This window comes from Mesorhizobium sp. FG116 (assembly GCF_057809835.1).
In genome coordinates, this window is the sequence record NZ_JBMDKS010000002.1 from 1 (window position 1) to 19,471 (window position 19,471).

Sequence of the window (19,471 nt, forward strand, 5' to 3'; positions counted from 1 at the left end):
CGCAAGGCCGCACTACTTAACTAAACGAGCGACCGAACGGCCGCCCGTCCTCCCGGACTTTTTCTCAAACCGACCGGACCACCGGCCGGAACGGCGAAGCATGCGCGCATGTCGCCGCCATTCCTGAAAACACGGCAGCAGTCGAAAGGACACGTCATGGACCCATACGAGGAAAACTCTCTTCTGCATCATCAGATCGACTTGGTCGGCGCGTGCGTGCCGCAGGCGACCGCGGCCCTTGCCGAACTGTTTGCGCCGCGCCAAGAGCCGCGGCCCGAGGTGCTGGTGGCGCGGCGGCTGCTTGCCACCGCCGCAGGCTTTCATCACACTTGCGAAAACCGTACATGCCGCCGCAACCAGTCCTGCCGCGCCCTCGATGTCTGCGCACCGGAATGCGCCGCGCGCTGGAACGAAGGTCTCACCGAGCGCTTCTTCCTCATCGCCGCCGGCATCGAATTGGCCGCCTTTGCCGAACAGCAGCGCCGCGCCGCCTCCCACGCCTATATCTGCGGGCTATTGGCCGAATCCGGGCACCAGCCGGCCCCTGTCCCGAAAATGGCCAAGGGCAAACCGGGCCGGAAATCCGTCAGCCGCAAATCCGCTCGATAGGCTTGACCTTTACTCGACCTAGCAAGGGCCCTGGTTGTCAACGATGCGCCAGTCTTCGGCCATCGCAGAACACGCGTTGGAGAAGGTGCGCACCTGTCCGCGCCGCGTCGCGCACACCGGCCTGTAGTCCATCGTGCAGGCCTGCGGCGGGCGCGGGCGCGGCGGTGGCCCCGGTTGCAGCGGCGGTTGCGGGTTCCAGCCGCCACCTCCGCTTTGGCATTGGCCGCCATAGGCGATGCGGTAGCCGGCGCGGCCGGCCTCGCAGGAATTGGGGAAGGTCTTCATGCGGGGGCCTTGCCGTCCGCACACCGGCGCGTATTCGCGCGTGCAGAATTGCGGGCCGGGGCGCGGCGGCGGTGGCGGCCGGTAGCCGGGGCTTTCGTCAACCACCACGGTACAGGCGGCAAGGATGCCGGAAAAAAGTAGAACCGCCGCGCCTGAAAGGAAAATGCCTTGAAGCCGCATGACATATCTCCATCAAAAATATGTACGCGGCAGGGGGCAGCACCGCATGCCGATCGTCGCAAATCGGCGCGAAAATACAACCCGAACGGTGCAAATGATCGCCTTGGTGGCATCTGGGCCTATCCTTGAACGGACTTGGCCTATGACGCAGCCCTGCTTGCGGCGTAACCCACTACCAACGTAGGGCTTGCTGCTGATGACGCAACCTGCGAGTGAGTGTATTGTAACAAACACAATTCCGTGCAATAAATTCGCCGTTCGGGCATTTGCCACCCGGAGAATGGAACGTTTGCACGACCCTATCCCCGATATCGTAAATCTCTGACAGCCCCGTTTTTTGGCGGGGGGTTCTATTGTGCGCAAATGCATGACCGCCGAAGCAACCACCGGACTTGCATCCGACCCAGGCGGCGGGCAGGACCAAAAAACTGATCGGGTGAAGGAGTTTCCCCCCAATGTCCCAGACCGGTACCGTAAAGTTCTTCAATACCACCAAAGGCTTCGGCTTCATCACGCCTGAGGGCGGCGCCAAGGACGTGTTCGTCCATATCTCCGCGATCGAGGCCTCCGGCCTGCGCACCCTCGTCGATGGCCAGAAGGTCACCTTCGACGTCGAGCCCGACCGCATGGGCAAGGGCCCGAAGGCGGTCAACCTGCGCGCGGCGTAAGTCCCGGTTCATTACCGGCGTAAAAGTTTCGAGAAGGGCGCGGGCCGTGCGGGCCGCGCCCTTCTTCTATTTAAGTGGTGCGGCGGATAGCATCGAGTTTTGAATAGTAGCTAGCAAAAAAAGTTTTTTGTTGCCCATCAACTCAAAATAAACGACAAATTGCCGTTCGGGCATTGCCAGCCCGAAAGCAGACTATGGGATCATAAGGGAGTTTCCCATGCCGCAGACCGGCACAGTAAAGTTCTTCAATCATGCCAAAGGCTTCGGCTTCATCACGCCGGATGATGGAGCGAAGGACGTCTTCGTGCATATTTCCGCAGTGCAAGCATCGGGCCTGCCAGGCCTTGAGGATGGACAGAAAGTGACGTTCGAAACCGAGCCGGACAAGCGCGGCAAGGGTCCGAAAGCAGTCAATCTCACCGTCGGCTAAGCGCCGCGAGGGAACATTTGGGATGCGGCTGCGTTAACAGCGCGAACTAAGTTCGTTCAGCCGCCGTTCAGCCACGGTCATCTATTGGTTCGGGCAACACCGGGCTGCGCCACCTGCAACGGCAGGCCGGCAACAAGGAGATCGTCATGAACAGAATTCTCAAAGCATCCGTTTTGTCGGTCGCGCTTGGCGCGACGACCTTGGCTATGCTTCCGGCTGCTCATGCCGATGACTGGCGTTGGCGTCATCATCATCGCCATGGTGATGACGCGCTTGCAGCCGGCGTCATCGGTCTGGCCGCCGGCGCGTTGATCGGCGGAGCGCTTGCCTCGCAGCCGCGCTACTATGAACCGGAACCGACGTACGTCATCCGAGAGCCGCGCCCTGCTCCGGTCCGCCGCTACTATCGCGCCGACTACGATTACGGCGGTGCGTATGAGCCGTGGAGCCCCGAGTGGTATCAGTATTGTTCGGACCGCTACCGCAGCTTCAATCCCCGCAGCGGCACTTTTGTCGGATACGACGGCCAGCGCCACTTCTGCCAGGCTAACTGACAACCGCCCATATTGCGAAAAAAGCGCCGCATGATGCGGCGCTTTTTTGCGTCTGCCGTCAAACCAGAAATGGATTGGTCCGTCGTTCTTCGCCGAATCGTCCACCGGGACCGTGACCACATAGAAACCCTATGTCATCACCAAGCGGCAGCAGCTTTTCCTTGATCGATCGGATCAATGCCGCGTGGTCGCCGCCCGGAAGGTCGGTTCGGCCAATCGATCCCCGAAACAACACATCGCCGACATGGGCGAAGTTGGCGGCGCGATTGTAGAACACCACATGACCAGGGGCATGGCCCGGGCAGTGCAAAACCTCGAAGACATGTTCCCCGAAAGAGACAGTCTCACCGTCGAGTAGAAAACGGTCAGGCGTGCAGTTTCGCACGCTATCCGTGATACCGAACTTCTTCGCCTGATTTTCAAGGTTGGCAAGCAGCGGTCGATCATCCTCATGCGGCCCGACGATGTCGACGCCGAGCGCGTCCTTCAAATCCATGGCGCCGCCGGCATGATCGATATGGCCATGCGTAATCCAGATAGCAGTCGCGACGATGGCATTTTCCTTGAGCGCGGCCAGTACCCGATCAATATCGCCACCTGGGTCTACGACGACACCGATCTTTTCGTCCTGATCAAAAAGGATAGTGCAATTCTGCTGAAACGGCGTAACCGGGACGATGCCAGCGTTGAGTTGACCCATTTTTGCTCCTTGTTTTGTGGCCGTTGATGTAGGTCGATCTTCATTGATCGTCCACAACGCAATCTTGAGCCAAAACAAAAAAGGGCGGCCGAGGCCGCCCTTGGATGGAAGACGAAACCGGTCTTACTTTTTCATTGCATTCATGACAGCGCCAACGATCGCAGTCAGAATGGCTCCACCTCCGGCGCCGCCGACGATGTTGTTGAGGTTGAGTGCGTCGCCAATGCCGCCCGCTGCTGCCGTAGCTGCTGCAGGATCAATCGCACCGCCCCCAAGGAGACTTCCCAAGATCGCCGCACCACCGACACCGCCGATTGCGCCACTAAGAATTTTGGGAAGTTGACTCATTGCAGCTTGCTTGACCGCCGCGCCTACCGCCTGGCCGCCAATGATACCCGTAATCACCTGAACAATAATCGGAAGAAGCGTTTCCATACTGACATCCCTCCAAGTGTAAGACCGACTCGCCTGAGCCGATTGCATCATGAGACGCCGAATTCGACGAAAGTCAAATCCCGGCGGCCAAACGAAAAAGGGGTGGCTGATGCCACCCCATTCGCAACTTGCTGACAATGAGCGTTATTCTGCTGCGATGGCATGCTTGGGCTGAACGGCGGCAGCGTAGTCATGCATCAGTGTCTTGGCGACTTCACCAACTTCGAAACGGTACGGACCGATCTCTGAAACCGGTGTCACTTCAGCCGCAGTTCCGGTCAGGAAGCACTGCTCGAAACCTTCCAGTTCTTCCGGCAATATAGCGCGTTCAATGACCTCAAGCCCGCGGTCGCGCGCCAAGCCGATCACTGTGCGGCGCGTAATACCGTCGAGGAAGCAATCAGGCTTCGGCGTATGGATCTTGCCGTCCTTGACGAAGAAGATATTGGCGCCGGTCGCCTCGGCAACCTGGCCGCGCCAATCGAGCATCATTGCGTCGGCATAGCCCTTGGCTTCAGCCGCGTGCTTGGAGATCGTGCAGATCATGTAAAGGCCGGCCGCCTTCGACTTGGAGGGCGCCGTGCGAGGATCGGGACGACGGTACTCCGCCATATCAAGCCGGATACCCTTCAGCTTCTGTGCCGGATCGAAATAGCTTGGCCACTGCCAAATCGCGATGGCGCAATTGATGCGGCTGTTCTGGGCTGAAACGCCCATCTGCTCACTTCCACGCCAGGCGATTGGCCGCACATAAGCGTCCTTAAAACCCTGCTTCTTCAGGAGAGTTACGCAAGCGTCGTCGATTTCGGAAACGGAATAAGGAATCTTGAAGCCTAGGATGCGGGCCGATTCATGCAGGCGCTCATTGTGCTCAGTAAGCTTGAATATCTCACCGCCGTAAGCCCGCTCCCCCTCGAACACCGAACTCGCATAGTGGAGACCGTGTGTCAGCACGTGGACCTTGGCGTCCCCCCATTTGACGAACTCGCCATTCATCCAGATAAAGCCATCAAGCTGATCAAAGGGAACGGATGCCATTATTACCTCCCGCGGACACCAAATCCGCATAAAGCTGAGCGTTGCATATTGAGCCGGTCGCCCAAAAAGGCAGCCGCTTTCCTTAAAGCGTAGGCCCATATTGTGGCTCTGGCAAACTCAGGAAGTTCCGGAATTCGGTCCCAGTCTTGCCTTTTCGGTCGCAATCGGCCCTAAAGCTTGTCAAAAATTACCATCCCAATAAAAATATGTCAATAGTGCTGACATATTTTTGCGCCGCTGTAGGAAAACCATGCCGGACAAGAAACGCATACCAGAATTGCCGATAAGAACGGCGGTAGCCAACGAGGACGGAATCGACTTTACCCTCATCGAGCTCTTCTTTTTCGCCTATCGGGATTTTACTTCCGATCCAGACGAGATGCTCGCCGACTATGGCTTTGGGCGCGCGCACCACCGGGTGCTGCACTTCGTCAATCGCCGGCCGGGCCTGACGGTTGCCGAACTGCTGGAAGTTCTGAAGATAACCAAGCAATCGTTGGCGCGGGTACTGAAGCAGTTGATCGATACCGATCACATCGTACAGTTGCAGGGTCCTCGCGATCGCCGCCAACGTGAGCTTTATCCAACGCAAAAAGGGCGCGCTCTGGCGTTGGCACTTGCAAGGCCACAGTCACGCCGCATCCATACTGCATTGCAAGATGTCGGAACTGATGGCCGGGCGTTAGTAGAGGGTTTCCTGAAGGCTATGGTCAATCCGGAACTCAGAGCGCAAATTGATACTCCGCCAAGGAATCATGAATGAAGCGGATGCTTCAGGAGACAGCCATGGAAAATTCTGAAAGGCTGGACCAGACGGTTCCCGAGGATGACGCCCCTCACCTGCTGGTCGTTGACGACGACACGCGCATTCGCAACCTGCTCAAACAATACCTTACCGAAAACGGTTTTCGCGTAACCGTGGCAGGGACTGCTGCGGAAGCGCGGCGCAAACTCGCCGGTCTCGACTTCGACCTCCTTGTGCTTGACGTGATGATGCCGGGCGAAAGCGGTGTCGAACTGACAAAGGCTCTCAGAGTCGACAAGAATGTTCCCATCCTGATGCTGACGGCATTGTCAGAAACTGACAATCGCATCACCGGACTTTCAGCAGGCGCCGACGACTATCTGCCAAAGCCATTCGACCCGCGCGAACTGATATTGCGCATCAACAATATCCTGCGGCGGGGCGGCCCCTCCTCGACTCCGAAGGTCGAGCAGTTGGTGTTCGGGCCCTATACGTTCCAGATTTCCAGGCGCGAGTTGAAGCGGGGCGGCGAGGTCCTGAAGTTGACCGACCGCGAACAGGAGATTCTGGCGATTTTTGCCGAGCGCGCAGGCGAAACGATCCCGCGCCATGAACTTGTGGGTGACGATTCGGATGTCGGCGAGCGCACCATCGACGTGCAGATAAATCGGTTACGCCGCAAGATCGAACGCGATCCGTCAAATCCGGTATGGCTGCAGACAGTGCGCGGTATTGGGTATCGGCTCAGCGTGGAATAGGTTGTAGCGACGGGCAGTTACCTTGCCGTTTGTGCGTATTCGCGGGCCGATAAGGAATGGCGACAACTGAATTGCAAGGCCCTGAGCCAGACGGCATCATAGCGCGCGTTTCGCGGATCGCTGCCGCTACGCGCGGCGCGTGGCGGCGTTTCTGGCGGCTCGTCTCACTATATATGCCAAAGCGGCTCTATGCCCGCTCGCTCATCATCATCATCGCCCCAATGATCCTGCTGCAGTCGGTCATTGCGTTCGTATTTATGGAGCGCCATTGGCAGACCGTTACGCAACGCCTTTCTCAGGCCGTCACGCGCGACATTGCGGCTGTCATCGACCTGATCGAAACCTATCCCAACGACGCAGATTACGCCAAAATCATCCGCATCGCGCAGGACCGGATGCAGCTGAAGGTCGATCTCCTGCCGCCCGATCCCCTACCGGCTCCAGGCCCGAAGCCGTTCTTCTCCATTCTTGACCAGATTTTGTCGACGGAAATAACACGGCAGATCAACCGGCCGTTCTGGATCGATACGGTTGGCAATTCGAACATCGTGGAGGTGCGCATCCAACTGGAAGACAAGGTCTTGCGCGTTTTCGTGCGCCGCAACCAGGCTTACGCTTCCAACACCCATATATTCCTGATCTGGATGGTCGGAACCTCCCTTGTCCTCCTGACCATCGCCATACCCTTCTTGCGCAACCAGATCAGGCCCATCCTCGCTTTGGCAGCGGCCGCGGAAAGCTTCGGCAAAGGAAGGCCAATGCCACCCGACTTCCGACCACGCGGCGCCGAGGAAGTACGCAGGGCAGGCTTCGCTTTCATCCAGATGCGAGAACGGATCGAACGCCAGATCGAGCAGCGCACGGCGATGCTTACAGGCGTAAGTCACGATCTTCGGACAATCCTCACCCGCTTCAAGCTGCAATTGGCACTCACGCGCTCCAAGGCCGATATCGAAGCACTAGGCAAAGACATCGACGATATGCAGTCCATGCTGGAGGGCTATCTGGCGTTTGCGCGCGGCGACGCCGCTGAAGACGCCGGGCATTTCGATCTTGATGCCTATTTCCAGAAACTCGGTGAAGAGGCCAAGCTGCGCAAACGCAAGCTCACCACGTCGCTAAGTGGCAGCGCTGACATCCAGGTCCGTCCCAACGCCTTTGCCCGCCTGATGGCGAACATCGTCGGCAACGCCTTCCGCTACGCCAAAAACGTCGAAATCGCAGCAAGGCATGGCCATGGATCCTTGACCATCGTGATCGACGACGATGGACCCGGCATTGCTCTCGAAAAGCGCGAAGAAGTATTCAAGCCGTTCGTTAGGCTGGATGAGGCGCGCAATCTCGACGCAAGCGGCACCGGCCTGGGTCTTCCGATCGCACGCGACATTGCGCGCAGTCATGGCGGCGACATTACACTCGACGATAGCCCCTTGGGCGGCTTGCGCGCCATCATCAAGGTCCCGGCCTAGGCATCTGCAGACAAACAGGCTTCATCTGTTTGTCGCGAAAGCATGGTCTAGGCGTAGCATGAACTGCGCGATCCACGATTCCATGCCAAGCGGTGCCGTATGCGCATCTTGATGGTGACCGATGCCTGGCGTCCGCAGGTGAACGGCGTTGTCCACACCTTGGAACGCCTGGAGCAATCGCTGAAGGAATTAGGCGTAGAAACGCAGTTCCTGACGCCTGCAATCTTTCGCACTTTGCCAATGCCGACCTACCCGGACATCCGGTTGGCGCTAACGACGCCGCGCTCGATCGCTCGCATGATTGACAGATCGAATGTCGATCATATCCATATCGTCACGGAGGGTCCGCTTGGCATCATGGCCAGACGCCATTGCCTGGCAACTGGAAGGCCTTTCACCACCAGCTACCACACGCGCTTTCCCGAATACCTCCGTGCCAGAATGCCGATCCCCGAGGCTTGGACCTATCGCTGGCTTCGCGGCTTTCACAATGCGGGACAAGGAACATTGGTCGCAACCAACTCCATGGCGAGCGATCTCTCCGCTCACGGCTTCACCAAGCTGAAACCGTGGACACGCGGCGTCGACACCACGCTGTTCAATCCAGACAAAGCGATCGAATTTGAGCTGCCGCGCCCAATCTTTCTGTGTGTGGGTCGTGTCGCAATCGAAAAGAACCTGCCGGCATTTCTCGACCTCGATCTGCCGGGCTCAAAGGTTATCGTAGGCGACGGGCCAGAACTGGCTTCGCTCAAGACGCGGTATCCGAGCGTGCACTTCCTTGGCCATCGACCCAACGCCGAGCTTGCGGGCTTCTATGCGGGTGCAGATGTCTTCGTGCTCCCTAGCCGTTCCGAGACTTTTGGCAACGTCATCATTGAAGCTCTGGCCAGCGGCACGCCTGTTGCGGCCTACCCCGTCACCGGGCCAATCGACATTATTGGCGATGGCGTTGGCGGCGTCATCTCAACTGATCTCAGGCAAGCCGCCCTTGCCGCGCTAAACTCCGACAGGCAAAAGGCCCGCGAGCGCGCTACGCGCTACACGTGGGCCGCATGCGCCCAAATGTTCCTGGACGTGGTCGAGGAAGCATTGAAAGCAGGAGCAAAGCCAATCGCCTGACGCTCAATTTGTGTCAGAACAGCCTTCCGCCATCAGGCACTTTGCGCTCGATTGCACCAAGCACCACGGCGCCCTCCTCATCCGGAAAGCCCAAAGTCAGCACTTCCGACATGAATGGCCCAATCTGGCGCGGAGGAAAATTCACGACGGCAAACACTTGCCGACCGATCAGCGTCTCCGGCTCATAGTACTTGGTGATCTGCGCCGATGACTTCTTCACGCCGATGTCAGGCCCGAAATCAATTCTGAGCTTGATGGCCGGCTTGCGCGCCTCCGGAAAAGGCTCGGCCTCGACAATCGTTCCGGCCCTGATATCGACCTTGTCGAAATCGGCGAAGCTGATTTCCGCCTTTCGCGCGTTGCCCGAACTCATCTTGAACCGACCCTATGCGTTGCCGTAGGTCTCGAACAAGACGCCGGCCAACGCATCCTTGGCGGACGTGCCCGACCAGACGACAAACTGAAACGCCTGGAAATAGCATTCGCAGGCTTCCAATGCCGAAGACAGCAGCACCTCGACCTGCTGGCTCGACGGTTCGACGCCACCAGCAAGCAGAAGCGACTGCCGGAACATGATCGCGCCCTCCTGTTCCCACAGGTCGAAATGGCCGAACAGCATCTGTTCGTTGATGAGCGACAAGAGCCGCATCACTTCGAGTGCGCGGTTTTCGGGCACCTTGATATCGAAGGCACACGCAAGATGCAGTGCTTCGAAATCTTCCATCCAGGAGAACGAAACCTGATACTCCGTCCAGTTCCCGACAACAGTAATCGAGATTTCGTCGTCGCCGGCCCGCTCGAAAGACCAGTCGTTGTTGTGCGCAACCTGCTCAATGACATCCACGGGGTGGATTTCGCGCGAGACTTCGAGTTCGAGGAGTTCCATTCACTGCTTCCTGTCGTTTGGGAGCACCACCACACGCTCCGTGAAGAGGCACACACAACGAACATTGTTGTTTTAGAACTCGGACGGCCTGGACTGCTCGACGCTACACCCCATGACCGGACCCCACCGCCCGGCGCATCTCCGCTTCCGCGAATCATGCAACAAATTCAGTCTATTGATAGAGAGTCGCGTGACCAGCCCAATTTTTCGCATTGCGTCATTCCGGTGTGGAAAGCCGCTGTCGGGACGATTCACGCAATGCCGATAAGCGATTCATGACAAAGCGCTTTTCGGGCTCGCGCTTTGTGGACAAGTTTATCGATTATTTTTTGGCGCGCGAGGTTGTTGCACTGGCGGCCTTGCCCGCTGACCCGCCAAGCTCGGCCAATCTGGATTCCAGCGCATCGATACGTGATGCCAGTTTGGCATTTTCCTCGCGGGCCTTCGCAGCCATATCGCGCACCGCGTCGAACTCTTCGCGCTGGACAACTTCCATCGAGTTGAGAATCCGCTCCGCCTGACCGCGAAAAGCAGTTTCGACTTCACGGCGCACGCCTTGGGCGGCGCCGGCTGCATCCGTCACCAACTTGGCAAGTTCATCCAGAATGCGGTTCGGGCCGGTCGACATGGCAATACCTCGCTTGCTCGGATTTGACGTAGTGTCCATCTATCGGGAATGCAAGTGCGCTTGCGATCCACATCGCTTGACCGTGCCGGAACCCTGCCGCATGGTCCGCCCCGTCATCATCAACTCGAGGTTTCTCGTTGAGCGCCTACCCATTGCTTCTGCCGGCATCCCTGCCCTTTCCCAACATCGATCCGGTCATCATCCAGCTTGGGCCGCTTGCTATGCATTGGTACGGACTGGCCTATGTCGTAGGCATCGTGTTTGCGTGGTGGTATGCCAAGCGCCTGGTTACTAACAATCGGCTGTGGCCGGACGGCACCTTGCCGATGAAGCCGCAGGACATCGACGACTTTGTCGTCTGGGCCGCGGTCGGCGTCGTGCTTGGTGGACGCACAGGTTACGTCCTGTTCTATGACCTGCCTCGCTACATCGCCAACCCGGCCGACATCTTGGCAGTGTGGCAGGGCGGCATGTCCTTTCATGGCGGCATCCTCGGAACGCTGGTGGCGATGACGCTCTTTGCGCGTTCGCGCAACATCCATCCATGGACACTTTTTGATGTCGTGGCGGCAGGCGTCCCTGTTGGCCTTGGTTTGGGAAGGCTCGCCAATTTCATCAATTCCGAGCTTTGGGGCCGCGTCAGCGATGTGCCATGGGCCATAGCGTTTCCGACCGGCGGACCGGACCCGCGTCATCCGAGCCAGCTCTACGAGGGACTGTTGGAAGGCCTGGTTCTATTTGTGGTGCTACGGGTTCTCACCCATTCGCGCTTCAAGTTGAAAATGCCACGTTTTGTCTGCGGCGCGTTTGTCGCCGGTTATGGGCTGTCGCGGATTTTCGTCGAATTCTTCCGTGAGCCCGATCAGCAGATCGGTTATCTGCTAGGGGGATGGCTCACCATGGGCATGATCCTGTCCATCCCAATGGTCCTGATCGGAATATGGGCAATGGCGACGGCAAAACCGCTGGCACACCGCCAACCAGCATGAGCCGGTTGAAACAGCGCATTGTCGAGCAGATTCGAACGCTGGGGCCTATTCCGGCAAACGAATTCATGGCGCAATGCCTGTTCGACCCAATCGAGGGCTACTACACGACCCGCGAGCCATTTGGCGCGGTGGGAGATTTCATTACCGCGCCCGAAATCAGCCAGATGTTCGGAGAATTAGCTGCGATATGGCTCTACCAGGCTTGGTCGGCAATTGGCCGCCCCATGCCGCTGACATTGGCAGAAATCGGTCCCGGCCGCGGCACCTTGATGAAGGACATGTTGCGGACCTTCGAACGCCTCGATCCCGTTTTTTTGCACGAAGCGGCGTTTTCAATGATCGAGATCAGCCCGCGATTGGCAGAGATACAAAAGCAAACACTGGGCACAGTCGATGCAAATCTGTCATGGCACGAATCCCTCAACAAGGTACCCTCAGGCGCCCTTCTCATTGTCGGCAACGAGCTGTTTGACGCGGTGCCCATTCGCCAATTTGTTCGCAAAAATGGCGAGTGGCGTGAGCGCATGGTTGGCCTCGACGGCAACGGCGATCTGTCATTCTTCGCTGGCGCGGCCTCGCTGGACCGATCCCTCCTACCTTTAAGTGCTCACGACGCGCCGGAAGGCACAATCTTTGAAGCCGCGCCCGCCCGAAGCGCACTCATGGATATGATCGCCGCGAGGATCGCAAAGGACGGCGGCGCGGGTCTGTTTTTCGACTACGGCCATCTCGAACCGGGCGTAGGCGACACGCTGCAGGCGATGAAAGGTCATGCCTATCAAGACATTTTCGCCAGCCCGGGCGAGGCCGACCTGACCTCGCATGTCGATTTCGCCGCACTCGCCGCTGTCGCTCGAAATCATGGTCTGGTTGCGTCTCTGGCTACGCAGGGCGATTTCCTTGTTACCATGGGCTTGCTCGAACGGGCAGGCAGTCTCGGCGCAAACGCGGACAACGCAACACGCGAAAAGATATCTGGCGAGGTCGAACGATTAGCTGGCCCCGACCAGATGGGAGCCCTCTTCAAGGTGCTGGCAATCTTACCTGGCAACGCTGCCGACGTGCCCTTTCCAACAGAGAATTGACTTTCAGCAACGTGCTGCGCCACTCTCTGGTCTAGATAAGCGGTCTCGTGCCGGATTGTTTTCATTGAAAGTCGCTGGCTTGACGAAACGGTTTGCGGAGACAACAAAGCGGTAATGTTGAATCAACTCAAACCGGACCCGCTCCGGTCACCGTTGCTTGAAAAGGCAAAGGCGCAAGGCATCCGCCACGGCTACTTTACCCGCATTGGCGGGGTCTCCGAGGGCATCTATCAAGGCCTCAACATCGGTACCGGTTCAGCCGATGACCAGGCCTTGGTGCAGGAGAATCGCCGCCGCGTCGCACAATGGATGGGCGTGCCTTCAAACCACTTGCTCACCGCCTACCAAATCCATTCTCCGGACGTGATAGTTGCACGCGAGCCGTTCTTAGGCGAACGGCCAAAAGCAGACGCAATCGTTACCGATCGTCCGGGCATCGCAGTAGGAGCATCGACGGCCGATTGCGGCCCGGTATTGTTCACTGACAGCGAAACGCGCGTCATCGGCGCTGCACATGCCGGCTGGAAAGGCGCGTTCACCGGCGTGCTGGAAAATACCATCACAGCGATGGAAGGCCTTGGCGCCAAGCGTGAAAACATCGTCGCGGTGCTGGGCCCTTCGATCGGGCCGGCAAACTATGAAGTCGGGCCAGAATTCGTCGAGCGTTTCACGTCGGCAGAGACAGGCAACGACCGCTACTTCACACCCTCGGGCAAACCCGGCCATTCCCTGTTCGACCTCAATACCTACACCGTCGACCGCTTGCGCAAAGCTGGCGTCGTTGCCGAATGCCTTGGCCGCTGCACCTATGCCGAGGAAGACCTTTTCTATTCATACCGCCGCACGACGCACCGTAGTGAACCGGACTACGGTCGCCAGGTGTCGGCAATCGTTTTGGAGAATTGACTCGAATGGCGTTGCATTTCGAACGTTCAGAATTTGACGCCCGTCGCGACAGGTTGATGATCGAACTGGCTGAGAAAAAGCTCGATGCCGTGCTCCTGTTCGCACAGGAGAGCATGTACTGGCTGACTGGCTACGACAGTTTCGGATTCTGCTTCTTCCAGTGCCTTGTGGTCAAAGCCGATGGCTCTATGACACTGTTGACGCGTTCGGCCGACTTGCGCCAGGCGCGACATACGTCGATCATCGACAACATCGTCTTGTGGACGGATCGCGAAGGCGCCAATCCGGCCATCGACCTGCGCAACCTGCTCAATGAGCTCGATCTGCTCGGCGCGCGCATCGGCGTGGAATACGATACCCACGGCCTCACCGCCTTCAACGGTCGCCGCCTCGATGAACAGTTGCAGACTTTCGGCCAGATTGCCGATGCGTCCGGCATTGTCGGCAGGCTGCGCCTGTTCAAGAGCCCCGCCGAGATAGCGAAAGTCGAGAAGGCGGCCGAATTGGCCGACAACGCACTCGACGCAGCACTTCCACTCATCAAGCAAGGCGGCGACGAAGGCGCGATCCTCGCTGCCATGCAGGGAGCCGTCTTTACCGGTGGCGGCGACTATCCCGCCAACGAATTCATCGTTGGGTCGGGCGCCGATGCCCTTCTTTGCCGCTACAAGGCCGGACGCCGCAAGCTGAACAAGAACGACCAGTTGACCTTGGAATGGGCCGGCGTCTTTCACCACTATCATGCGCCCATGATGCGCACGATCCTGACCGGCAAGGTCTCCAAACGTCACCAGGAACTGTTCGATGCGTCCCAGGCTTCGCTTGTCGCCGTCGAAAAGGCGATGACGCCGGGCAACACTTTCGGCGACGTCTTCGACGCTCATGCAAAGACCATGGAAGCCCATGGCCTGACCAAGCATCGGCTCAACGCCTGCGGCTATTCCGTAGGCGCGCGCTTCACGCCATCATGGATGGACATGCCGATGTTCTATCAAGGCAACTCGGAGCCAATCGCACCCAACATGACATTGTTCGCCCACATGATAATTATGGATTCCGAGACGGAAACGGCCATGACGCTTGGGCGAACCTATCTCACGACAGAGACGCAGCCGAAGCCTCTGTCGCGCCATGATCTCGACTTGATCGTAAAGTGAAACAACCGAAGCACGGCGCAGCGGGCTATCAAGGAGCATCTGGAGCACATGCGGAGATTGCCCATTTCGGCCGTACCGGTGCTCCTTACCCTGGGGCTCTCTGCCTGCAATAGCTCCGGGGTTCTGGACCCTTCGGCGCTAGGTCAAAAACCTGACCCAACACCGGCATCTCAAGGCGACATGTCTTCCAGGATACCATCCGAATTCGGGACCGATACGACTCCCGTACGCCCACCCCCATCAAAGACGCCGCTACAGGCATCCACGCCAACCACCACCGCCCCAACATCCGCCCCCCAGCAAACTGCTGTCTCAGGCAGAACCCGTCTTCAGATCGCGCCCATCGTGGGGGCCACTGTTGAAGCTGCCGCGCCTCTGTCTGCGCAGCTTCAGACAGAGGCGCGGCAGCGTGGCATTACCTTGGCCGGCAGCACCGATCAGTCTGCAACGCATGTCTTGAAGGGCTACTTCTCCGTTATCACCGAGGGCAAGGAAACCACGGTGATCTATGTCTGGGATGTCTATGATCCCGCCGGCAATCGGCTTCACCGCATCAACGGCCAGGAAAAAGCAGCGTCGGTAAATGGCGTCGAAGGTTGGGCGGGAGTGGCTCCGGCAACCATGCAAGCGATCGCCAATAAGACCATAGACCAATTTTCATCATGGCTCGGTGGTCGTACCGGCTAACGACGCTTCTGCCTTGATCGCGTTTTTTGGGGTTTGCCGGACGATTCCGGTTCTCAGTGCTTGCAATACCGGTCAAGGCGGATAAAAGCCCGGTAAAATTCTCTCCAGGAACGACATATGAAACTCTTCGCGGGCAATTCCAACAGGGTGCTGGCCGAAGCAGTCGCCCGCTATCTCAACATTCCGCTTGGCAAGGCCAGCGTCCGGCGCTTCGCCGACCAGGAGATTTTCGTCGAGATTCAGGAAAACGTGCGTGGTGAGGACGTCTTCATCCTGCAGTCAACGTCTTTTCCGACAAACGACCACCTGATGGAACTGCTCATCATGATAGACGCTTTCATGCGTTCGTCAGCACGGCGCATCACGGCGGTCATCCCGTATTTCGGCTATGCGAGGCAGGATCGGCGCGCTTCGGGCCGCACACCCATCTCGGCCAAGCTTGTGGCAAACATGATCGCACGCGCCGGCGCCAGCCGCGTGTTGACGCTCGATCTTCACGCCGGCCAGATCCAGGGCTTCTTCGACATTCCCACCGACAACCTGTTCTCGGTGCCGGTCATGGCGCGCGACGTGAAGGCCAAATACAAGCAGCTTAGCAACGTCATGGTCGTCTCGCCTGACGTCGGTGGCGTGGTGCGTGCTCGCGCGCTCGCCAAACGCATCGATGCGCAACTCGCGATCGTCGACAAGCGCCGCGAACGACCGGGCGAATCTGAAGTTATGAACGTCATCGGCGACGTGCGCGGCAAGGATTGCCTCTTGATTGACGACATCGTCGATTCCGGCGGCACGCTCTGCAATGCCGCCGACGCGCTCTTGCAGAAGGGTGCAACCAGCGTCACCGCCTACATCACTCACGGTGTCCTTTCGGGCGGCGCCGCCGCCCGTATCGCCGGTTCGCATCTACAGGAACTCGTTACCACCGACTCGATCCAGCCGACCCAGGCAGCACTTGATGCGCAGAACATTCGCGTCATCACCGTCGCCGACCTTCTGGGAGAGGCCATCTCGCGTACTGCGTCGGAGCAGTCGGTATCCAGCCTGTTCGACTAACAACAGGCCCTCAACCCATCATTGCGGCCCCAGGTGCGTAGGCTGCTCTAGCGGGCAGCCCGTTCGACATCTCGCGAGCCTCGCAGATATGCCCTTGGCGAAATGCCCAGCATTCGCTTGAACATTGTCGTGAAGGCCGGAACGCTATCATAGCCAAGGTCAAGCGCCACTCGCGTGACCGGTTCGCCATCTGTCAATCGCGGCAAGGCCGCAAACAAGAGGGCTTGCTGGCGCCATGTCGACAATGACAACCCAGTCTGCTTGTGAAATGTCCGGGTGAACGAGCGTCGGCTCATGCCAACCAGCGCGGCCCAGTCGTCGATGGTTGCGTGCGGCGAAGGCTCCGCGACAAACCGACGGCAAAGCGTGGCAATCCTTGGGTCGTCAGGGAACGGCAGGCCAAGAGGCTTCTCCGGCAAATTCGGGATTTCATGAAGCAGAAGATTAAGGACCAGACCGGAACGACCGACAAGTTGCGGCTCAGGCGGCAAGGTCACGGCCTCGATAATCAGGCTGCGCATGAGGTCGCTGACGGCCACGACGCGAAGACTACCCGGCAATCCGTCGATTGCATCAGGCGTAACATAGACCGAGCGCATGCTCACATCGCCAAGCATCTCAACCGCATGCTCGATCCCTGCCGGAATCCACATGGCATGGTCGGGCGGAACCATCCAGCGGCCGTAGTCCGTCTTCACCAGCACCACCCCCGTCAAGGCGTGCAGCAACTGGCTGCGGCTGTGTTGGTGCTCCGGCACCCGGTAGCCGTCGGGGTATTCCGACGGCAGCGCAATGATCGGCCCGCTGGTTCTTTCCAGCCAGTCCAGGCGTGACCGATGCAAGGTAAAGAGATCCGTGACCGGTGCTTCCAGATGGGAAACTTTGATTACCATTGGTGTTGGCCCACTTGCGTAATATTTGGACCAAACCACGAAAGAAGTCCCATCGCAACCGGACTATAAGCTGCGTGACATCGCAGGACCGCCTGCAAGCCTCATGGAGCCTTCCTTGACCGACACGACAGCGACAGCTGGTGGCACCACCACGACCGCGACGACTACGGCATTCACCGTCATCCTCGCCGTAAGCTTTTGCCACGGCATCAACGACATCATGCAGTCGCTGCTGTCGGCCATCTATCCGTTGCTCAAAGACAATTACGGTCTCGATTTCTGGCAGATCGGCTTGCTCACCTTCACCTTCCAGGTAACGGCATCGCTGTTGCAGCCAGTTGTGGGCTTCGTCACCGACAAGCGGCCAATGCCCTACTCGCTGCCGGTCGGCATGGCGTCTTCGCTTGTGGGGCTGATTGTGCTCGCCTATGCCGGTCACTATTGGCTTTTGCTGATCGGCGCTTCGCTGATCGGCATCGGCTCGGCCGTGTTCCACCCTGAATCTTCGCGCATCGCCCGCCTCGCATCCGGTGGACGGCACGGCCTTGCCCAATCCCTGTTTCAGGTCGGCGGCAACGCCGGTCAATCGATCGGCCCATTGCTTGCCGCGTTCATCGTCGTTCCCTTCGGCCAGTCGAGCATCGCCTGGTTTGCCATCGGCTCCCTGATCGGCATCGTCGTTCTCTATCAGGTCGGCGGTTGGTACAACCGCTTCCGCGCCAATCAGGCGGCCCGCAAGGCAGCACCCTTCGTCTCGCCTTTCTCGCGGAACCGCGTCGCCTGGGCACTGGCGATCCTTACACTGCTGGTGCTGTCCAAGAACGCCTATATGGCCAGCATCTCGAGCTACTATACCTTCTACGTCATCGAGAAATTCGGCGTTTCGGTGCAGATGTCGCAGGTCCTGCTCTTCGCCTTTCTCGGCGCATCGGCACTCGGCATTTTGCTTGGTGGACCGTTCGGCGACCGCTTCGGGCAGAAGGCTATGATCTGGTTCTCGATCGTGGGCGTGTTGCCGTTCACATTGGCCCTGCCCTACGCCAATCTGGAATGGACGATTGTTCTGACCATCATCATCGGTCTTATCCTGTCGTCGGCTTTCTCGAACATCGTCGTCTTTGCCCAGGAGCTGGTCCCTGGCCGCGTTGGCATGATTGCAGGCGTCTTCTTCGGTTTCGCCTTTGGCATGGGTGGCATCGCTGCCGCTTTGCTCGGCATTGTTGCCGACGTGAAGGGCATCGATTACGTGTACCGCATTTGCTCCTACCTGCCGCTCCTTGGGCTGCTGACGATCTTCCTGCCCAACATGAAGCAGGCGAGCAAAACCAAGGCGTAAGGCCACCAAGCCTTGCGCGGCACGCGCCCTTCCGCTATAGAGCCGCCACCCGTGTAGACACCCTTGGAGGCAACACGGCGGAAGGCTGCCTTCCTGCATGATCCCCGAAAGCGGATACCGGTTCTCAGGCCATCATGCATCGCTGTGGCAACCTTCAACGTTTACGGCTTGGCTGTGCCTGCCGCGAACGCTCCATACAACGCGAAAGGAAATGCCATGAGCAACACATACGAGCTCAAGGCCGAAGCGCGCGAACAGGTCGGTAAGGGGTCCGCCCGTGCAGTTCGCCGCAACGGTAAAGTGCCAGCAGTCATCTATGGCGACAAGCAGCCTCCCCTGGCTATCACGCTGCCCTACAAGGAAGTCTTCTACAAGATTCATGGCGGCGGCTTCCTGACGACGGTCGCGACGATCGACGTCGACGGCAAGAAGATTCAGGTCCTGCCCAAGGACTATCAGCTTGATCCGGTCAAGGACTTCCCGATGCATGTCGACTTCCTGCGCGTCGGCAAGGACACCCAGGTGACCGTCAACGTCCCGGTCCACTTCATCAACGAAGACAAGTCACCGGGCATCAAGCGCGGCGGCACGCTGAACGTCGTGCGCCACGAAGTCGAGTTCCATTGCCCCGCCAATGCGATCCCCGACTTCATCACCGTCGATCTCGATGGCGCCAACATCGGCGATTCAATTCACATCTCGGCGGTCAAGCTGCCGGCAGGCATCAAGGCTGTGATTTCTGATCGCGACTTCACCATCGCGACCATAGCCGGTACCGCCGCTGCCAAGGCGGAAGACGACGACGGCGCAGCTGCGGCCCCTGCGGCTTCTGCTGCCGAAGAGAAGTAACCTCTTTCC

Annotated in this window: 24 protein-coding genes; 16 read left to right on the forward strand and 8 right to left on the reverse strand. The window is 58.7% G+C overall.

The annotated features are described in order from the left end of the window. The first annotated feature begins 156 nt into the window (after window positions 1-156). Window positions 157-609: a hypothetical protein gene (locus ACODTY_RS02050; protein WP_488992637.1), complete on the forward strand. Its 453-nt coding sequence runs from the start codon at window positions 157-159 to the stop codon at window positions 607-609. An 18-nt stretch (window positions 610-627) separates the two neighbouring features. Here the strand turns inward: ACODTY_RS02050 and ACODTY_RS02055 are convergent, their stop codons facing one another. Further along, window positions 628-1,074: a Kazal-type serine protease inhibitor family protein gene (locus ACODTY_RS02055; RefSeq protein ID WP_488992638.1), complete on the reverse strand. Its 447-nt coding sequence runs from the start codon at window positions 1,072-1,074 to the stop codon at window positions 628-630. Between the two features lie 455 nt (window positions 1,075-1,529). Between ACODTY_RS02055 and ACODTY_RS02060 the strand changes: the two genes are divergently transcribed. From ACODTY_RS02060 to ACODTY_RS02070, 3 genes are all read left to right on the forward strand, one after another. Beyond that, complete coding sequence (locus ACODTY_RS02060; protein WP_056236761.1) at window positions 1,530-1,742, forward strand: cold-shock protein; 213 nt, start codon at window positions 1,530-1,532, stop codon at window positions 1,740-1,742. A 217-nt stretch (window positions 1,743-1,959) separates the two neighbouring features. Then, the gene (locus ACODTY_RS02065; protein WP_056105658.1) at window positions 1,960-2,172 is read left to right on the forward strand and encodes a cold-shock protein; all 213 of its coding nucleotides are present in this window, start codon (window positions 1,960-1,962) and stop codon (window positions 2,170-2,172) included. Window positions 2,173-2,318: 146 nt separating this feature from the next. Next, complete coding sequence (locus ACODTY_RS02070) at window positions 2,319-2,726, forward strand: BA14K family protein (RefSeq protein WP_488992639.1); 408 nt, start codon at window positions 2,319-2,321, stop codon at window positions 2,724-2,726. A 58-nt stretch (window positions 2,727-2,784) separates the two neighbouring features. Here ACODTY_RS02070 and ACODTY_RS02075 read toward each other — a convergent pair whose 3' ends face one another. From ACODTY_RS02075 to ACODTY_RS02085, 3 genes are all read right to left on the reverse strand, one after another. Further along, entirely contained in the window at window positions 2,785-3,426 is a 642-nt protein-coding gene (locus ACODTY_RS02075; RefSeq protein WP_488992914.1) for an MBL fold metallo-hydrolase, read from the reverse strand. Between the two features lie 123 nt (window positions 3,427-3,549). Next, window positions 3,550-3,861: a hypothetical protein gene (locus tag ACODTY_RS02080; RefSeq protein WP_200952377.1), complete on the reverse strand. Its 312-nt coding sequence runs from the start codon at window positions 3,859-3,861 to the stop codon at window positions 3,550-3,552. Window positions 3,862-4,005: 144 nt separating this feature from the next. Next, entirely contained in the window at window positions 4,006-4,899 is an 894-nt protein-coding gene (locus tag ACODTY_RS02085) for a branched-chain amino acid aminotransferase (protein WP_488992640.1), read from the reverse strand. 250 nt (window positions 4,900-5,149) lie between these two features. Here ACODTY_RS02085 and ACODTY_RS02090 point away from each other — a divergent pair, with 250 nt between their 5' ends. The 4 genes from ACODTY_RS02090 to ACODTY_RS02105 all read left to right on the forward strand — a co-directional run bounded on the left by ACODTY_RS02090 (window position 5,150) and on the right by ACODTY_RS02105 (window position 8,993). Beyond that, window positions 5,150-5,662 (forward strand): MarR family winged helix-turn-helix transcriptional regulator, encoded by a 513-nt coding sequence (locus ACODTY_RS02090; RefSeq protein ID WP_488992641.1) that lies wholly within the window; start codon window positions 5,150-5,152, stop codon window positions 5,660-5,662. Window positions 5,663-5,685: 23 nt separating this feature from the next. Then, complete coding sequence (locus tag ACODTY_RS02095) at window positions 5,686-6,402, forward strand: response regulator (protein ID WP_488992642.1); 717 nt, start codon at window positions 5,686-5,688, stop codon at window positions 6,400-6,402. Between the two features lie 56 nt (window positions 6,403-6,458). After that, window positions 6,459-7,871 carry an ATP-binding protein gene (locus ACODTY_RS02100; RefSeq protein WP_488992643.1) on the forward strand — a complete coding sequence of 471 codons (1,413 nt, stop codon included), beginning with the start codon at window positions 6,459-6,461 and terminating at the stop codon, window positions 7,869-7,871. 99 nt (window positions 7,872-7,970) lie between these two features. Next, window positions 7,971-8,993, forward strand: coding sequence for a glycosyltransferase family 4 protein (locus ACODTY_RS02105; RefSeq protein WP_488992644.1), 1,023 nt, complete (start codon window positions 7,971-7,973; stop codon window positions 8,991-8,993). A 13-nt stretch (window positions 8,994-9,006) separates the two neighbouring features. On the opposite strand, the gene ACODTY_RS02110 is transcribed toward ACODTY_RS02105, so the two are convergent. The 3 genes from ACODTY_RS02110 to ACODTY_RS02120 form a co-directional block, all read right to left on the reverse strand. After that, window positions 9,007-9,366, reverse strand: a complete 360-nt coding sequence (locus ACODTY_RS02110; RefSeq protein WP_488992645.1) for a tRNA-binding protein — start codon at window positions 9,364-9,366, stop codon at window positions 9,007-9,009. 12 nt (window positions 9,367-9,378) lie between these two features. Further along, window positions 9,379-9,879: a type III secretion system chaperone family protein gene (locus ACODTY_RS02115; protein ID WP_056236745.1), complete on the reverse strand. Its 501-nt coding sequence runs from the start codon at window positions 9,877-9,879 to the stop codon at window positions 9,379-9,381. 322 nt (window positions 9,880-10,201) lie between these two features. Further along, complete coding sequence (locus ACODTY_RS02120) at window positions 10,202-10,507, reverse strand: accessory factor UbiK family protein (protein WP_488992646.1); 306 nt, start codon at window positions 10,505-10,507, stop codon at window positions 10,202-10,204. Between the two features lie 137 nt (window positions 10,508-10,644). Here ACODTY_RS02120 and lgt point away from each other — a divergent pair, with 137 nt between their 5' ends. The 6 genes from lgt to ACODTY_RS02150 all read left to right on the forward strand — a co-directional run bounded on the left by lgt (window position 10,645) and on the right by ACODTY_RS02150 (window position 16,384). After that, window positions 10,645-11,496, forward strand: coding sequence for a prolipoprotein diacylglyceryl transferase (lgt, locus tag ACODTY_RS02125; protein WP_488992647.1), 852 nt, complete (start codon window positions 10,645-10,647; stop codon window positions 11,494-11,496). Next, a complete protein-coding gene (locus tag ACODTY_RS02130; protein WP_488992915.1) occupies window positions 11,493-12,581 on the forward strand; it encodes a class I SAM-dependent methyltransferase in 1,089 nt (362 codons plus the stop codon). The genes lgt and ACODTY_RS02130 overlap by 4 nt, the downstream gene beginning before the upstream one ends. A gap of 114 nt (window positions 12,582-12,695) precedes the next feature. Beyond that, the gene (gene pgeF / locus ACODTY_RS02135; protein WP_488992648.1) at window positions 12,696-13,487 is read left to right on the forward strand and encodes a peptidoglycan editing factor PgeF; all 792 of its coding nucleotides are present in this window, start codon (window positions 12,696-12,698) and stop codon (window positions 13,485-13,487) included. A 5-nt stretch (window positions 13,488-13,492) separates the two neighbouring features. Then, the gene (locus ACODTY_RS02140) at window positions 13,493-14,644 is read left to right on the forward strand and encodes a M24 family metallopeptidase (protein WP_488992649.1); all 1,152 of its coding nucleotides are present in this window, start codon (window positions 13,493-13,495) and stop codon (window positions 14,642-14,644) included. A gap of 420 nt (window positions 14,645-15,064) precedes the next feature. Further along, on the forward strand, window positions 15,065-15,331 hold the full coding sequence (locus ACODTY_RS02145; protein ID WP_488992650.1) for a hypothetical protein: 267 nt from the start codon (window positions 15,065-15,067) through the stop codon (window positions 15,329-15,331). Window positions 15,332-15,448: 117 nt separating this feature from the next. Further along, window positions 15,449-16,384 carry a ribose-phosphate pyrophosphokinase gene (locus ACODTY_RS02150; protein ID WP_056236730.1) on the forward strand — a complete coding sequence of 312 codons (936 nt, stop codon included), beginning with the start codon at window positions 15,449-15,451 and terminating at the stop codon, window positions 16,382-16,384. Window positions 16,385-16,431: 47 nt separating this feature from the next. On the opposite strand, the gene ACODTY_RS02155 is transcribed toward ACODTY_RS02150, so the two are convergent. Further along, window positions 16,432-17,277: an AraC family transcriptional regulator gene (locus ACODTY_RS02155; RefSeq protein WP_488992651.1), complete on the reverse strand. Its 846-nt coding sequence runs from the start codon at window positions 17,275-17,277 to the stop codon at window positions 16,432-16,434. A gap of 115 nt (window positions 17,278-17,392) precedes the next feature. Between ACODTY_RS02155 and ACODTY_RS02160 the strand changes: the two genes are divergently transcribed. Both ACODTY_RS02160 and ACODTY_RS02165 read left to right on the forward strand, forming a co-directional pair. After that, a complete protein-coding gene (locus ACODTY_RS02160; RefSeq protein ID WP_488992652.1) occupies window positions 17,393-18,613 on the forward strand; it encodes an MFS transporter in 1,221 nt (406 codons plus the stop codon). Between the two features lie 216 nt (window positions 18,614-18,829). After that, the gene (locus ACODTY_RS02165; RefSeq protein WP_488992653.1) at window positions 18,830-19,462 is read left to right on the forward strand and encodes a 50S ribosomal protein L25/general stress protein Ctc; all 633 of its coding nucleotides are present in this window, start codon (window positions 18,830-18,832) and stop codon (window positions 19,460-19,462) included. Window positions 19,463-19,471 lie beyond the last annotated feature (9 nt).

What these genes read in the sequence shown, in the direction of transcription:
- ACODTY_RS02050 (WP_488992637.1), top strand. Translation starts at nt 157, where the DNA reads ATGGACCCATACGAGGAAAACTCTCTTCTGCATCATCAGATCGACTTG.
- ACODTY_RS02055 (WP_488992638.1), bottom strand. Translation starts at nt 1,074, where the DNA reads ATGCGGCTTCAAGGCATTTTCCTTTCAGGCGCGGCGGTTCTACTTTTT.
- ACODTY_RS02060 (WP_056236761.1), top strand. Translation starts at nt 1,530, where the DNA reads ATGTCCCAGACCGGTACCGTAAAGTTCTTCAATACCACCAAAGGCTTC.
- ACODTY_RS02065 (WP_056105658.1), top strand. Translation starts at nt 1,960, where the DNA reads ATGCCGCAGACCGGCACAGTAAAGTTCTTCAATCATGCCAAAGGCTTC.
- ACODTY_RS02070 (WP_488992639.1), top strand. Translation starts at nt 2,319, where the DNA reads ATGAACAGAATTCTCAAAGCATCCGTTTTGTCGGTCGCGCTTGGCGCG.
- ACODTY_RS02075 (WP_488992914.1), bottom strand. Translation starts at nt 3,426, where the DNA reads ATGGGTCAACTCAACGCTGGCATCGTCCCGGTTACGCCGTTTCAGCAG.
- ACODTY_RS02080 (WP_200952377.1), bottom strand. Translation starts at nt 3,861, where the DNA reads ATGGAAACGCTTCTTCCGATTATTGTTCAGGTGATTACGGGTATCATT.
- ACODTY_RS02085 (WP_488992640.1), bottom strand. Translation starts at nt 4,899, where the DNA reads ATGGCATCCGTTCCCTTTGATCAGCTTGATGGCTTTATCTGGATGAAT.
- ACODTY_RS02090 (WP_488992641.1), top strand. Translation starts at nt 5,150, where the DNA reads ATGCCGGACAAGAAACGCATACCAGAATTGCCGATAAGAACGGCGGTA.
- ACODTY_RS02095 (WP_488992642.1), top strand. Translation starts at nt 5,686, where the DNA reads ATGGAAAATTCTGAAAGGCTGGACCAGACGGTTCCCGAGGATGACGCC.
- ACODTY_RS02100 (WP_488992643.1), top strand. Translation starts at nt 6,459, where the DNA reads ATGGCGACAACTGAATTGCAAGGCCCTGAGCCAGACGGCATCATAGCG.
- ACODTY_RS02105 (WP_488992644.1), top strand. Translation starts at nt 7,971, where the DNA reads ATGCGCATCTTGATGGTGACCGATGCCTGGCGTCCGCAGGTGAACGGC.
- ACODTY_RS02110 (WP_488992645.1), bottom strand. Translation starts at nt 9,366, where the DNA reads ATGAGTTCGGGCAACGCGCGAAAGGCGGAAATCAGCTTCGCCGATTTC.
- ACODTY_RS02115 (WP_056236745.1), bottom strand. Translation starts at nt 9,879, where the DNA reads ATGGAACTCCTCGAACTCGAAGTCTCGCGCGAAATCCACCCCGTGGAT.
- ACODTY_RS02120 (WP_488992646.1), bottom strand. Translation starts at nt 10,507, where the DNA reads ATGTCGACCGGCCCGAACCGCATTCTGGATGAACTTGCCAAGTTGGTG.
- ACODTY_RS02130 (WP_488992915.1), top strand. Translation starts at nt 11,493, where the DNA reads ATGAGCCGGTTGAAACAGCGCATTGTCGAGCAGATTCGAACGCTGGGG.
- pgeF (WP_488992648.1), top strand. Translation starts at nt 12,696, where the DNA reads ATGTTGAATCAACTCAAACCGGACCCGCTCCGGTCACCGTTGCTTGAA.
- ACODTY_RS02140 (WP_488992649.1), top strand. Translation starts at nt 13,493, where the DNA reads ATGGCGTTGCATTTCGAACGTTCAGAATTTGACGCCCGTCGCGACAGG.
- ACODTY_RS02150 (WP_056236730.1), top strand. Translation starts at nt 15,449, where the DNA reads ATGAAACTCTTCGCGGGCAATTCCAACAGGGTGCTGGCCGAAGCAGTC.
- ACODTY_RS02155 (WP_488992651.1), bottom strand. Translation starts at nt 17,277, where the DNA reads ATGGTAATCAAAGTTTCCCATCTGGAAGCACCGGTCACGGATCTCTTT.
- ACODTY_RS02165 (WP_488992653.1), top strand. Translation starts at nt 18,830, where the DNA reads ATGAGCAACACATACGAGCTCAAGGCCGAAGCGCGCGAACAGGTCGGT.